12 protein-coding genes are annotated in these 14,305 nt (G+C 57.0%); 9 read left to right on the top strand and 3 right to left on the bottom strand.

Annotated features, from left to right (window positions below):
* Positions 1-29 precede the first annotated feature (29 nt).
* From dnaE to GS632_RS19900, 3 genes are all read left to right on the top strand, one after another.
* Positions 30-3,557 (top strand): DNA polymerase III subunit alpha, encoded by a 3,528-nt coding sequence (gene dnaE / locus GS632_RS19910; protein WP_171179366.1) that lies wholly within the window; start codon positions 30-32, stop codon positions 3,555-3,557.
* A gap of 85 nt (positions 3,558-3,642) precedes the next feature.
* Positions 3,643-3,861 (top strand): hypothetical protein, encoded by a 219-nt coding sequence (locus GS632_RS19905; RefSeq protein ID WP_171179453.1) that lies wholly within the window; start codon positions 3,643-3,645, stop codon positions 3,859-3,861.
* Between the two features lie 16 nt (positions 3,862-3,877).
* Entirely contained in the window at positions 3,878-4,246 is a 369-nt protein-coding gene (locus GS632_RS19900; RefSeq protein ID WP_171179368.1) for a hypothetical protein, read from the top strand.
* A 4-nt stretch (positions 4,247-4,250) separates the two neighbouring features.
* Here GS632_RS19900 and GS632_RS19895 read toward each other — a convergent pair whose 3' ends face one another.
* Positions 4,251-4,445 (bottom strand): SlyX family protein, encoded by a 195-nt coding sequence (locus GS632_RS19895; RefSeq protein ID WP_170352274.1) that lies wholly within the window; start codon positions 4,443-4,445, stop codon positions 4,251-4,253.
* A gap of 128 nt (positions 4,446-4,573) precedes the next feature.
* Between GS632_RS19895 and hisS the strand changes: the two genes are divergently transcribed.
* Genes hisS through hisG form a run of 3 tightly spaced genes read left to right on the top strand, consistent with a single transcriptional unit; the run spans position 4,574 to position 7,839 of the window.
* Positions 4,574-6,061 carry a histidine--tRNA ligase gene (hisS, locus tag GS632_RS19890; protein ID WP_171179370.1) on the top strand — a complete coding sequence of 496 codons (1,488 nt, stop codon included), beginning with the start codon at positions 4,574-4,576 and terminating at the stop codon, positions 6,059-6,061.
* 3 nt (positions 6,062-6,064) lie between these two features.
* On the top strand, positions 6,065-7,153 hold the full coding sequence (locus GS632_RS19885) for an ATP phosphoribosyltransferase regulatory subunit (protein WP_171179373.1): 1,089 nt from the start codon (positions 6,065-6,067) through the stop codon (positions 7,151-7,153).
* Positions 7,150-7,839: an ATP phosphoribosyltransferase gene (gene hisG / locus GS632_RS19880; protein WP_171179375.1), complete on the top strand. Its 690-nt coding sequence runs from the start codon at positions 7,150-7,152 to the stop codon at positions 7,837-7,839. The genes GS632_RS19885 and hisG overlap by 4 nt, the downstream gene beginning before the upstream one ends.
* Here the strand turns inward: hisG and GS632_RS19875 are convergent.
* Complete coding sequence (locus GS632_RS19875) at positions 7,836-8,267, bottom strand: DUF1489 domain-containing protein (protein ID WP_171179377.1); 432 nt, start codon at positions 8,265-8,267, stop codon at positions 7,836-7,838. The genes hisG and GS632_RS19875 overlap by 4 nt on opposite strands.
* A gap of 129 nt (positions 8,268-8,396) precedes the next feature.
* Between GS632_RS19875 and GS632_RS19870 the strand changes: the two genes are divergently transcribed.
* From GS632_RS19870 to GS632_RS19860, 3 genes are all read left to right on the top strand, one after another.
* Positions 8,397-10,679: an adenosylcobalamin-dependent ribonucleoside-diphosphate reductase gene (locus tag GS632_RS19870; protein WP_171239043.1), complete on the top strand. Its 2,283-nt coding sequence runs from the start codon at positions 8,397-8,399 to the stop codon at positions 10,677-10,679.
* 323 nt (positions 10,680-11,002) lie between these two features.
* Entirely contained in the window at positions 11,003-11,281 is a 279-nt protein-coding gene (locus tag GS632_RS19865) for a hypothetical protein (RefSeq protein ID WP_170332125.1), read from the top strand.
* A gap of 467 nt (positions 11,282-11,748) precedes the next feature.
* Positions 11,749-12,870 (top strand): linear amide C-N hydrolase, encoded by a 1,122-nt coding sequence (locus tag GS632_RS19860; protein ID WP_170382460.1) that lies wholly within the window; start codon positions 11,749-11,751, stop codon positions 12,868-12,870.
* Between the two features lie 339 nt (positions 12,871-13,209).
* Here the strand turns inward: GS632_RS19860 and GS632_RS19855 are convergent, their stop codons facing one another.
* A complete protein-coding gene (locus tag GS632_RS19855) occupies positions 13,210-14,217 on the bottom strand; it encodes an AraC family transcriptional regulator (protein ID WP_171722370.1) in 1,008 nt (335 codons plus the stop codon).
* Between the last annotated feature and the right edge of the window lie 88 nt (positions 14,218-14,305).

The raw sequence follows: 14,305 nt of genomic DNA, 5'->3' as shown, positions 1-14,305 counted from the left end.
GCGCGCCTGGCTGAGATAGCGTAGGCGGCATGAGCAGCAATCCTCGATTCATTCACCTCCGCGTTCACACCGAATACTCCCTTTTGGAGGGCGCCGTGCGGCTGAAAAAGCTACCTGCCCTTTGCGAGAAGATGGAGATGCCCGCCGTCGCTGTGACAGACACCAATTCGATGTTCTCGGCCTTGGAGTTCTCGGTCACGGCAAGCGGAGCGGGTGTTCAGCCGATCATGGGTTGTCAGGTTGACTTGACTTACGTGCAGGCTCAGCCCGGCGAAAAGCCCAAAGTACCCGCGCCTTTGGTTTTGCTGGCGCAGTCCGAGGCTGGGTATGAAAACCTGATGAAGCTGAGTTCCTGCCTTTACGTGGACAAAGGTGGACAGCTGCCGCAGGTCACTTTGGACGAGCTTGCGGATCGGTCGGACGGTTTGATTTGCTTGACCGGCGGTCCAGACGGACCGGTTGGGATGCTGCTGCAACAGGGTCAACGTCCGGCGGCTGAGGCGCTGGTGGATCGGTTGGCGGGCATGTTCCCGGATCGCCTTTATATCGAACTTCAGCGTCATCCGGGTGAAGATGGCCAGCCGGAAGCAGAACGGCTGACCGAGCGTGGCCATGTTGAGATGGCTTATACCAAAAACCTGCCGTTGGTTGCTACCAATGACGTCTATTTCCCAACCTCGGATATGTATGAAGCGCATGATGCGCTGATCTGTATCGCCGAAGGGGCTTATGTCGATCAGCAAGAAGGCCGCCGCCGACTGACCGCGCAGCACTATTTCAAGTCGCAGCAAGAGATGGTGACTCTGTTCGCAGACTTGCCGGAAGCGATCGAGAACACGGTTGAGATCGCCAAACGCTGCGCCTTTATGGCCTATCGCCGGGATCCGATCCTGCCAAAATTTGCAGATGACGAGGTGGCCGAACTGCGCCGTATCGCCAACGAGGGGTTGCAGAAACGTCTGGCTGTGATCCCGCACGCTGTGACGCCAGAGGAATATCAGGAACGTTTGGAATTCGAACTTGGCATTATCGAAGGAATGGGCTTTCCCGGCTACTTCCTGATCGTTGCGGACTTTATTCAATGGGCAAAGGATCACGACATTCCGGTTGGTCCGGGGCGGGGCTCGGGTGCGGGCTCATTGGTGGCCTATGCGCTCACAATCACCGACCTTGACCCGTTGCGCTATTCGCTGCTGTTCGAACGCTTCCTGAACCCCGAGCGGGTGTCGATGCCGGATTTCGATATCGACTTCTGCATGGACCGCCGAGAAGAGGTGATCCGTTACGTGCAGCAGAAATACGGGCGCGACAAGGTGGGGCAGATCATCACCTTTGGTGCGCTATTGTCGAAGGCCGCCGTGCGCGATATCGGGCGGGTTTTGCAGATGCCTTACGGGCAGGTGGACCGTTTGTCCAAGATGATCCCAGTTGAGGGCGTCAAACCTGTTTCCATTGAAAAAGCGCTGAAAGACGAGCCACGCCTGCGGGAAGAGGCGCGGAACGAAGAGGTGGTAGATCGCCTTCTGACCTACGGCCAACAGGTCGAAGGATTGCTACGCAACGCGTCGACCCACGCAGCGGGCGTTGTAATCGGGGATCGGCCTTTGGACGCGCTGGTGCCTTTGTATCAGGACCCGCGCTCGGACATGCCGGCGACCCAGTTCAACATGAAATGGGTGGAACAGGCCGGTTTGGTGAAGTTCGACTTTCTGGGTCTGAAAACGCTGACCGTGATCCAGAACGCCATGGACCTGATCTTCAAGTCCGGTCGCCCACTGCACATTGCTGCTGATGGCACCGAGCTTTACGAACCCGCTGAAGGGGCTGAGAACCAGATCAACGCTATCCCGCTGGACGATGAGGCGACGTATAAGCTCTACTCGGCAGCCAAGACGGTGGCAGTGTTCCAGGTGGAATCCTCGGGCATGATGGACGCGCTCAAGCGTATGAAGCCCACATGTATCGAGGATATCGTGGCCCTTGTGGCGCTGTATCGTCCGGGTCCGATGGAAAACATCCCGACCTATTGCGAAGTTAAGAACGGTCTTCGCAAAATCACTTCGGTTCACCCACTGATCGACCATATCCTTGAGGAAACGCAGGGCATCATCGTTTATCAGGAACAGGTGATGCAGATCGCACAGGTCATGGCGGGATACAGCCTAGGCGGTGCTGATCTGTTGCGTCGTGCGATGGGTAAGAAGATCAAGGAGGCGATGGACGCTGAGCGCCCCAAGTTTGAAAAAGGCGCGGGCGAGAATGGCGTGGATGCCAAGAAGGCCAGCGAGGTTTTCGACCTGCTGGAGAAATTCGCCAACTACGGCTTCAACAAGTCCCACGCGGCCGCGTATGCGGTGGTCAGTTATCAGACCGGCTGGCTGAAGGCGAACCACCCGGTCGAGTTCATGGCGGGTGTCATGAACTGCGATATCCATCTGACCGACAAGCTGGCGGTTTACTTCGAAGAAGTTCGCAAGGGGCTGGAACTGCCCTACGTGCCGCCATGTGTGAATCGTTCCATCGCGACGTTCGATGTAGTGAACGGTGAATTGGTTTATGCGCTGGGCGCGCTGAAAAACGTGGGCGTCGAGGCGATGAACCTTGTGGTCGAGGGGCGTCGCGCCGGAGGCGCGCAGGATGAAAAGAGCGAAAAACCGTTCGTCAACCTGTTCGACTTTGCGCGGCGTGTGGATCTGAAGAAAGTCGGCAAACGCCCGTTGGAAATGTTGGCGCGGGCCGGGGCGTTTGACGAGCTCGACAAAAACCGCCGCCGTGTGTTCGAAAGCCTTGATCGTCTGGTGCAGTATTCGGCGGCGATTCATGAACAAAAGAACTCGAACCAGGTGTCTCTGTTTGGTGAAGCCGGTGATGACCTGCCTGAACCTCGCCTTTCGCCGACGCCGGACTGGCTGCCTGCTGAACGGTTGAGCGAGGAATTTAAGGCGATTGGATTCTACCTATCGGGACACCCGTTGGACGATTATATGCCCGCGCTGAAGCGAAAACAGGTCCTGACGTTGGATGAGGTGATGGAAAAGGCCCGCTCTGGCCCACTGATCGCCAAGATGGCCGGTGTTGTCGCCGGACGGCAGGAACGGAAATCGGCCAAGGGCAACCGCTTTGCTTTTGCGCAGCTCTCGGACCCAACTGGCGCTTATGAGGTCACGCTGTTTTCAGACACCTTGGAGAAATGTCGCGAGTTTCTGGAAACCGGCGCTCAAGTGGTGCTGACCGCCGAGGCAACGATGGAAGCTGATCAGCTTAAGCTGCTGGGGCGTTCGGTGGGACCTGCGGATTCTCTTGTGGCCGAGGCTGGGGCAACCGGGTTGCGTATCTTTGTCGACGAAGCGCAGGCTGTACCAACCGTCGCCAAGGTGTTGGAAGACGCAGCCGCCGCTACCAAAGGTGCTGCGCGGGGCCCAATCCAGTTGCTTTTGATGGATCCAAGCCTGCCGGGTGAAGTTGAAATGGATCTGGGGCGCGCGTTCCCGATCAACCCACAGATCAAGGGCGCGATCAAATCCCTGGAAGGCGTTATGACCGTCGAAGAGATCTGACGCCGTTTTGTTGCCAGATAGTTGGCGTCTGGGTAGGCTGAACTGACAGAGATGTCTTTAAGTCATGCTACGGGAGGGCGTTGATATGGCGATTGCAGGTCTCACGTTAAGAAAAGTTGTATTTGGTGCCGCTGCGTCGCTGGCTTTGGTTTCAGCCTCAGCCAGCTTGGCGGATGACAAGAAAAAAGAAAACACGATCAAGGGCGCTGTAATCGGCGCGGGTGTCGGTGCCTTGATTGGTGACGGCAAGGGCGCCGCCGCAGGCGCGGTGGCTGGTGCGCTGATTGGCGCAAATTCCAAGTGAGTGGAGGAGCAAAAAGATGCGTTTTAACTCGCTTAAAGTGATTGTCGCCGCCGGAATCTTCACAATCCCCGGGATGGCTTTCGCCGACGAAGAGGCTGAACAGATGATGCAAGAAGCGCTGCCGCTTATGTATCACACTTGTACCTCGGTCATTGAAGAAGCCGACGGGAACGAAGAATACATTCTGGAGGTTGTTGGTAAAATGACGGCCCTGTCGCTGTACAACCGTCAGGTCGATATCGAGGCACATGCCGCGTCGGATGAGGATAAGGCCGCGCTGCGCGAAACTTTTTTGGCAGCTTTGAAAGACGGCTGCGCCGGTGATGAAAACGCGCTTTTGGGTGGTGTCGTGGACAACGCCGTCAAGACGACGCTGGGACTGTAGGATTTTAGTAGTGCGGCGGTCGTTCGTCACCAAAGACAACGCCGCCTGAACCTTCTTGCGCGCGCTCTGCTTCGCGTTGCAACAGCATTTCGACCCGACGCGTCAGGCGATCGATCTCGGACTGTTGCGTGGTCACAACCGTGTTCAGTTCTTCCACGGTACGGGTCAGATGGGCGATCTGCTCTTCCAGATGCTGCATGGGGCTCTCCTTGATGCGCCGGTCATAGCGACCCTGTGCCGCCATGGCCAGAGAAAGCGCGCCTTGCCCCGATGCGGGCCATGGGATAGACCGCGCGCGGAACAAGGACACTCCCGAGGACGCCCCACATGGCCAAGCCCAAGAAACAGCCCCGCCCCAAGGCCGTAACGCCAAAAGGGTTCCGCGACTATTTCGGCGAGGAAGTCACGCAGCGCACCGAGATGCTGCGGACAATTGCGGGTGTCTATCATCGTTACGGGTTTGACGCCTTGGAAAGCAGCGCGGTTGAGACAGTCGAGGCGCTGGGCAAGTTCCTGCCCGACGTGGATCGCCCAAACGAAGGCGTCTTTGCCTGGCAGGAGTTTGACGAGGGCGGCAATGGCGATTGGATGGCCCTGCGCTACGACCTGACCGCTCCGTTGGCCCGCGTCTACGCACAACACCGCAACGATCTGCCGACGCCCTATCGCCGTTATGCGATGGGTCCGGTCTGGCGCAACGAAAAGCCGGGGCCGGGGCGCTATCGTCAGTTTTATCAGTGCGACGCGGATACGGTCGGCACGGCCTCGATGGCTGCAGACGCTGAAATCTGTGCGATGCTGTCGGACACGCTCGAGACTGTAGGTATTCCGCGTGGCGACTATCTGGTCCGGGTCAACAACCGCAAGGTTCTGAACGGCGTGTTGGAGGCGATGGGTCTGGGCGAGGACGCCGCCGCGCGCGACAACGTTCTGCGCACCATCGACAAGTTCGATAAGGTGGGTCAGGCTGGTGTGCGTGAGTTGCTGACCAAGGGCCGGTTGGATGCCTCAGGTGCGTTTATCGACGGCGTGGGTCTGAGCGACGATCAGGCCGAGCCCGTGATTGCGTTTTTGACCTCAAAGGCTGCGGATACTGCTGGGACGCTGGCCAACCTGCGCGCCGCTGTGGGCAACAGCAAGATCGGCGCGGATGGCATCGCCGAGTTGGAACAGATTGGCGCGCTGCTGGATGCAGGTGGCTATGGTTCGGACCGGATCGAGATTGACCCTTCGGTCGTGCGTGGTCTGGGTTATTACACTGGGCCGGTCTATGAGGCTGAACTCACCTTTGAGATTTTCGACGAGAAAGGCCGCAAGCGACAATTCGGGTCTGTCTCTGGCGGTGGTCGCTATGACGATCTGGTCAAACGCTTCACCGGGCAGGAAGTACCTGCGACCGGTATCTCGATAGGCGTTGACCGTCTGCTGGCCGCGTTGCGCGAAAAAGGCCGGATCGGCGCGCAGGCTCAGGGGCCTGTGGTTGTCACCGTGATGGATCGCGACCGTATGGCCGACTATCAGGCCATGGTGGCGGAACTGCGCAATGCTGGCATTCGCGCCGAGGTCTACCTGGGCAATCCCAAGAACTTCGGCAATCAGCTGAAATACGCGGACAAGCGGAACTCTCCGATTGCGGTGATCGAAGGCGGTGACGAAAAAGCCAATGGCATCGTGCAGATCAAGGACTTGATCCTTGGTGCCAAAATCGCCGAAAGCGCGACGCTGGAGGAATGGAAAGAACGCCCCAGTCAGTTCGAAGTGCCGCGCGGTGATCTTGTCGCGAAGGTGCGCGAAATTCTGGACAGTCAGGACTGACCCATGCCCAACCGTTCCCAGATACAGGCCCGCGCCGCAATGATGCGTGTCCGGTTTGAGGCGGCTGGCGCTCAGGTCGTGGACACGCCCCTGTTGCAGCCGGCAGAAACACTGCTGGATCTGTACGGCGAAGACATTCGCGCGCGCGCCTATGTGACGTCGGACGCCCTGCGTGGTGAACAGATGCTGCGCCCGGATTTCACTTTGCCAGTGGTGCAGATGCACATGAGCGATGGGGCCGAGCCCGCGCGCTATACCTATTCGGGTGAGGTTTTCAGGCGGCAGGAACACGACCCGGACCGGGCCAATGAATACATTCAGGTTGGCTATGAGGTGTTCGACCGGAACGATCCTGCCGGGGCCGATGCCGAGGTCTTCTCGCTTTTTGCGCTGCAACTGCGCGGCTTGCCGTTGCGTGCGGCCACCGGGGATATTGGTATCCTGACGGCCGCTGTGGCCGGGTTGCGCACGACCGAACGTCGCAAGGCCGCGCTGATGCGCCATCTGTGGCGGCCACGCCGGTTCCGTGTTTTGCTGGACCGCTATGCGGGCCGAACGCCAGAGCCCGAGTTGCGGTCTGATCTGCTGAACGCCACCGAACCGATGGTGTTTGACGCACCTATGATCGGAAAACGTCGGGCCTCGGAAATCGAGGCGCGTATCGAAGCTTTGCGCGAGGATCGTGAGACCCCGCCGATTTCTGATAGTGAGCTTGTCGGCCTGGAAACGCTGCTGAATGTACGCGAGACCATGCCCTTTGCGTTGGAACAACTGCGCGACGTGGCTGTGGATTTGCCGCAGATCACGCCGGCGCTGGACCGGCTGGAGGCCCGCGTGGCTGCGTTGCAGGCGCGTGGTGTCGACGTCGCGCGCTTGGATTTCGAGGCCGCCTATGGCCGGACCTCGATGGAATATTACGACGGGTTCGTTTTCGGTTTTTACGCCGAAGGCCGACCCGATCTGCCTCCGATCGCGACCGGCGGGCGTTATGATGCGCTGACCCGGCAACTGGGCAACGGGGCCGAAATCCCGGCCGTTGGGGGCGTGCTGCGGCCCGACTTGATGCTGGAGATCGAGGAGGGCGCGCAATGAGCCTTAAACTGGGCGTGCCCTCGAAGGGGCGGTTGATGGAAAAGACCTTCTCGTGGTTCGAAAAGCGCGGCATTGCTTTGTCCCGCAGCGGATCAGACCGGGAATATGCAGGCAAGGTCGAAGGGATCGATGGGGTCTCGCTGGTTCTGCTGTCTGCCGGAGAAATCCCGCGCGAACTGGCGGCGGGGCGGATTCATCTGGGTGTCACCGGTATTGATCTGGTGCACGAGAAACTGCCGCGTTGGGAACAGCAGTTGGAAGAGATCTCGCAGCTGGGCTTCGGCAAGGCGGATCTGATCATTGCAACGCCGGCCTGCTGGGTGGACGTTGATACGCTTGATGATCTTGATGCTGCGGCGGCGGCGTTTCGCAAAACCCATGGCCACCGCCTTCGGATTGCGACCAAGTATCACCGGCTGGTGCGCGAGTTCCTGACCGATTCAGGCGTCGCGGATTACACGCTGGTCGATAGCCAGGGCGCGACAGAAGGCACGGTGATGAACGAAACCGCAGAGGCGATCGCCGATATCACCTCGACCGGCGAAACGCTGCGGGCCAACCACCTGAAGATCCTGTCTGACGGTCTGATCCTGCAATCGCAGGCCACGCTGTGGCGTAGCCGGGTTGCGAAGTACGACGCTGCAGAGAAGGCGGTTCTGTCTGACCTGCTGGATCGGCTGCGTTAAAGCACGCCTATCTCTGCCAGCGCGCGGTTCAAATCATCGGGCAGGGCATCGTCCTGCTCGCGGTTTTTGGGCAAATCAGCTGGTGTGTCCTCAGGCTTGAGATAACGCCATCCCTGAAACGGGCGCTTCAGGGCGTTCTGAGTCCGATGGACCTCGGGGTCTAGCACAATGGCACACCGGCGGATGCCGTCCTCTCCGATCACCTCATCCAATCGCAGGATGCGCTGACGACACTGGATCACGCCTTTGATCACCCAATAGATCGAGCCGCCATTTAGAATCTCTGCCTCACGCTTGGGCCACATGCGGGTCACATGACGCGGACAGCCGTCCTGATACAGGGGCTTTCTGCTGTCTTGCCAGGCCATCAGTGTGTCGACGTTTTCCGATCCGACCGACAGTTTTATGAGGTTTACGTACTTATCCACAGTTTTCCCACAGAGTCGTCCCAAGGCCGATCTTTATATTGTAGCTCGTCGTACGCAGTCATCAAGGTGTTGTGGTCTGGGTGTGATTTAGGGTACTCTGGATACCTCTTTCAGAACAGGGAATCACCAATGAGCCGCTTTGCCGCCCCCATCGCCGAGCAGATCTGGGACATGAAATACCGCTTTAAACAAGCGGACGGCACACCCATCGATCAGACGGTCGAAGACAGTTGGCGGCGTGTTGCCCGCGATCTGGCGCGGGTCGAAAAGGACCCTGCTCATTGGGAAGAAGAGTTCTATCAGGCGCTAGAGGACTTCAAATACCTGCCTGCGGGGCGGATCACGGCGGGCGCGGGTACCGCGCGGCAGGTGACTCTGTTCAACTGCTTCGTCATGGGCACAGTGCCCGACAGCATGGGCGGTATTTTCGACATGTTGAAAGAGGCCGCGCTGACCATGCAGCAGGGCGGTGGGATCGGGTATGATTTCTCGACCATCCGACCACGTGGTGCCGACGTCAAAGGCGTTGCAGCGGATGCCTCGGGCCCGCTGAGTTTCATGGATGTGTGGGATGCGATGTGCCGCACGATCATGTCCGCAGGATCACGCCGCGGGGCGATGATGGCGACCATGCGCTGCGACCATCCCGATATCGAACAGTTCATCACCGCAAAGTCCGATCCGGCCCGTCTGCGCATGTTCAACATGTCTGTCTTGGTGACGGACCCGTTTATGGAGGCCGTCAAGGCCGATGGCCCGTGGGAGCTGGTGTTTGACGACAAGGTCTATCACACCGTTCAGGCGCGTGATCTGTGGAACAAGATCATGCAGGCGACCTATGACTATGCCGAGCCGGGCGTGATTTTCATCGACCGCATCAATCAGGCCAACAACCTCAGCTACGTTGAGACCATCGCCGCCACCAACCCGTGTGGCGAGCAACCTCTGCCACCTTATGGCGCGTGTCTGTTGGGCTCGATCAACTTGGCGCGGCTGGTCGCGGACCCGTTTGAGGACGCAGCCCATCTGGACGAGGAGGCTTTGCAAAAGCTTGTCGCCACCGCTGTTCGGATGATGGACAACGTGGTGGATGCCTCGAAATTTCCGCTGGTCGAGCAAGAGGCCGAGGCCCAGGACAAGCGTCGCATCGGTCTTGGCGTAACCGGTCTGGCGGATGCACTGCTGATGCTGGGCTTGCGCTATGGCTCGGACGAGGCGGCGCGTCAGACCGAGCGCTGGTTGCACGCAATCGCCCGCGCCGCGTATCTGGCGTCGGTCGACTTGGCGAAGGAAAAAGGGGCGTTCCCCCTGTTCAACGCCGAGAAATATCTGGCCAGCGGCACGATGCTTCAGATGGACGAGGATGTGCGTGATGCGATCCGCGAACACGGCATCCGCAACGCGCTTCTGACCTCGATTGCGCCGACTGGGACGATCTCTTTGTACGCGGGCAATGTGTCGTCGGGAATCGAACCGGTCTTTGCCTATGCCTACACGCGCAAGGTGTTGCAGAAAGACGGTTCGCGGACCGAAGAAGAGGTCGTGGATTACGCGGTGCAGATGTGGCGCGACAAGTTCGGTGACACAGAACTGCCGGACTATTTCGTCAACGCGCAAACTTTGTCTCCGTCCGATCACGTCAAGATGCAGGCGGCGGCGCAGAAATGGATCGACAGTTCGATTTCCAAGACGATCAACTGCCCCGAGGATATCAGCTTTGATGCCTTTAAAGACGTCTACATGCAGGCTTGGGATCAGGGCTGTAAAGGCTGCACAACCTATCGCCCGAATGATGTGACCGGCTCGGTCCTGACCGTTTCGGAAAGCGACGACAAAGCGCCCGGAGAAAGCGCAGATGCACCGCATGAGGTTGATGGCGGAGACGTGATTTACATGTCTGAACCGCTGGACCGTCCGCAGGCGTTGGAAGGGTCCACATACAAACTGAAATGGCCCGACAGCGAGCACGCGATTTATCTGACCATCAACGATATCGTCATCGGAGGTCGCCGCCGCCCCTTCGAGGTGTTCATCAACTCGAAGAACATGGAGCATTATGCCTGGACGCTTGCACTGACGCGGATGATCTCGGCCGTGTTCCGTCGCGGTGGGGATGTGTCCTTTGTGGTTGAAGAGCTGAAAGCCGTGTTCGACCCGCGTGGCGGGGCCTGGGTGCAAGGGAAATACATCCCGTCCATTTTGGCGGCGATTGGCGGTGTGATCGAGCAGCACATGATCAATATTGGCTTCCTCGAAGGTGAGGGCATGGGATTGAAATCAGACCCTCAGGCGCAGGTCGTCAACATGGATGCACCACGCGGCAAGGCCTGCCCGTCCTGTGGCCAGTATGACATGGTGATGATCGAGGGTTGCATGACCTGCCGCAGTTGCGGGCATTCCAAGTGCGGATAGCCCAAGCCGTTCGTGGTTTTTTGTTTGGGTGGGCATAAATAGCCCATAAGGTTGATTTTTGCGCCCAGTTGAACGGTCTTTAATGCCCACAGATTCTTAAGGCTTTGAAATAAAATAAAAAAGATTACTGTAGAGTTTTGAGACTGTTCTGCGTTGGGCGACCATCGATAACATTCGCGCTATTGACCAAAACCTGAAAATCTCAAGACTATGGCCATGGAACCAAATCGTCTCATACGCGTCACACGCAAAAGCTGACCAGAATGTTGTACTTGCCCAGCAAAACCGCTCGGGCAGTTCCATGGCTATCGGATACCTAATTGATGAAAAACAAATCGCCTATCGAGGAGTCCCCTCAATACTCCGAATTGAACGCTCGATTTTCCCGTTTTCTCCTGGACTTCCGAAAGGAAAAACTCGCGCAGCAACTTGCCGGAGACGACAAAAACCGTGACGAGATTACTCGCGGAGACTTTCAATCATTCAAAGCGCGGATGACTGAGGGTTTAGAACTAACCGATTACGATCTAGATCGTATTCACCGCCGAGTATTGTCTGTACTTCTCCGCCCCGAAGCGGGCTCGGTGCTACAAGACGAATGAGGCCGGAAGGCGTGAAACTAGCGTGTAGACAGATCCGCTTTGACAATGATCCAGTCCTGAATCTCACTTGAGCATCTGCGGTCACGTCACTGTGCACTCTCCAGTGAAACAACAAACACGTTGTTCTAAGCTAGGACTCTTATGCAGGATCACGCAGGTTGACTTCCGTAAAGACCATCCTCCCTTGCGTCACGTTTATGGCTGACTTCGAATAATTCGGGTTCTAGTGCGTAATGGAGCACCCGGTATTCAGGGCACGAGTTAGTCATTCTCTGCGGTACTCGTGATTGGCTGATGGCAGCCCAAACCAGACATTCAGAGTCGGACTTTGCAAAGTCCGACGGAAGGAATAGGCGGACTTTCTTGCCTATTTGAAGATCATGCAAACTTCATTCAACTTGAGAACCGGTGTGGTAGCTTGGTCGAGCGAGTTCATAAGATCAGATCAGTCCAATTGGAGTACGACCATGCGTCATATCGAGCTATTTCGGATATTACCAAAAGCGACCATAGCCTTTGTGGCTTCAGTATCGATGGCCTGGGGATGCACTGGCATCATGTTGACAGGGCAGGATGGAAGCATCGTTCGCGCAAGGACCGCCGAATGGGGGCCGTTCGATCTTGAGACAAAGATCAACATTATTCCGCGAGGTTTCACTTATACCGCAGGCGAAATGCCAGATGAGCGAGACGGAGCAAACTGGACCGGCCGATTTGGAATGGTCGGTATCAGCATGTTGGATCATGGGGCTCCCGCAGATGGCATCAACGAAGCTGGGTTGACCGCCGGGTTGTTTTATCTGCCCGGCTTCACCGAGTATCAGGAGTACGACCCTGACCTTTCCGGCAACACGATTCCCGGCGATTTGCTAGCCAGCTATGTCCTTTCCCAATTTGAGACAGTTGAAGAGGCTGCCACCGGGTTGGCGAATGTCCGTGTTGTCGGGGTCGTAGATGAGACTCTCGGATTTCCCTTCCCATTTCATATGTTGGTTGCTGACCGGTTCGGCGGAAGGATCGTTGTCGAGTACATTGACGGTGAACTGACGATTTTCGATGCTCCGCTTGGCGTGATCACCAATTCGCCAAACTACGATTGGCACATGACGAACCTTAACAACTACGTAAACCTGTCGGCCCTTGGGCTTCCGGAAGTTGAGGCAAGTGGCGTTACTTTCGCGCCCCTTGGCGCTGGGAGTGGAATGATAGGGCTGCCAGGCGACTTCACACCCCCATCCCGGTTCGTCCGCGCAGTCGCCTTTTCTCAGACGGCGCGGGAGACGCAAGGTGGCTATGACACCGTGCGCGAGGCGTTTCGCATTCTGGATAATTTCAACATTCCGGCCGATGCAGCGGAGGGCGCTCAAGACGATGTGCAGTCGGACGACCTGCTTTACAGCGCAACTCAGATCACGACCGCTGCGGACTCCCTCAACCTCGTCTACTACTATCACACGATGTACGACAGAACGGTGCATATGGTCGATATGAAGCAGATTGACTTCGGAGCTATGGGAGACGAGATGATCGTCTTTGAAACCAGCGGTGATCGCGAACCAACGTTAGTCGATGTGACCCCAACGAACTGACGTTTTACCACGTGGGCCGTGGCGGCATCACCGCTGGCTGCGGCCCAATAAAACTTCGGAATGGAGGGTTTACCGCTCCAGCGAATTACCGGCGCTAGGCTCGAAGCCGCGTTCACCACTGTTCGCACTAGTGACTGGAGGCAGCCCGAAGCGGACCTTCGCAACCAAGCTTTGCTAACTCCGAAATACACAACGAAACGGCCAGTTGCAGAGGTTGTATCGGCGGTGGCAACCAACCATTCATGTCGTCGACTAACCTGTTCAACGTCGCACTACAACTTCTCCGAACTGATCCCACGAGGACCTAATCTTCGAAGCGTTCATTTGGCTCGACCACATTTACTTGCTTCGGAACTTGGTCGGTGTCATTCCGGTCTGACCTCGGAAAAAGCGAGTGAAATGGGACTTGTCAGAATAGCCGAGCATCAGTCCGATCTCTGCAATTGTCATCTGGTTTTGTTTGAGGTGCTCCTTGGCGACATCGATACGCAGCCGTTTGATTTCGCGCGGTAGCGTTGTGCCTTGTTTTTGAAGCGCTTTCAGAAACCGTTCCGGTTGTATTCCCAGCATTCCAGCCACCATCTCTGGTCCCAAATCGGTTTCATCCAGTTTGTCGCGTAAGACAGATCGCAAAGCTGCCACCACGGTTACTTCTTCATCTTGTCGAAGTGATGCTATGGGCTTGGCAGAACCCTCAGAGACGTGGTGCAAAAACAACCATTCCACAGGAAAACTAATTTGCATTCCGGGATCAGTCGCAAGGCCAACCTCGATCCCTTTGTAGTCGATAGGCAGCCCATTGATGTATCTGCTTTCCCATCGCACACGGGAAGAGTCCCAGGAATCTCCGACGACGGTCTGCAATAGGCGTACATAGATTGCGGCACCAAAACCGGTCACCTGAATGGGTGGGACGGTTGGTTCCTGTTGCCTCTCGATACGATAAGTCGCTTTGTCTGCTTCAATGACAAGGCTGTGCCGCACAGAATTGGACTCCTGCGGCACGAGCTCAACAAAGCGGGTAAAAAACTCGAACAGCGTTTTTGTAGATTGCAAGGCTTGAGCGAAGGGCGGCCATCCTTGTAGCTCAAACGCTTCCCCTACATTCAGTCCTAGGTATCGATCCCCTGATACTTCTGAGAAAGCATTTACCAAGCCGTAAACCAACTCGGAGTGAACGTACACGGATGGGTTAGTCATCAGTTCAGCTTTCAAGCCGACCTGATCCAATGCTGGTTGCGGATTGATCTTACGTTCGGTGAGATATTGCAGAAAGGGAGCGGCTAAAGAGAGGCGAACAAAGCCCTCGCTATGCTCTCGGGAGGTGGAGTTGAAAGGCAAGCTCATAACCCTTGTTGGATTAGCTTTAAGAAGTGGCCATTTTTGCAGTCACATTCGTACATCCTAATTCAAAAGGGGCAACCGAGCCAATGAA

Origin of the sequence: Ruegeria sp. HKCCD7296, assembly GCF_013110775.1 — a bacterium.
GTDB lineage: Bacteria > Pseudomonadota > Alphaproteobacteria > Rhodobacterales > Rhodobacteraceae > Ruegeria.
The sequence above is the reverse complement of the archived record's forward strand: the minus strand, read 5'-3'. Positions and strand labels throughout refer to the sequence as shown.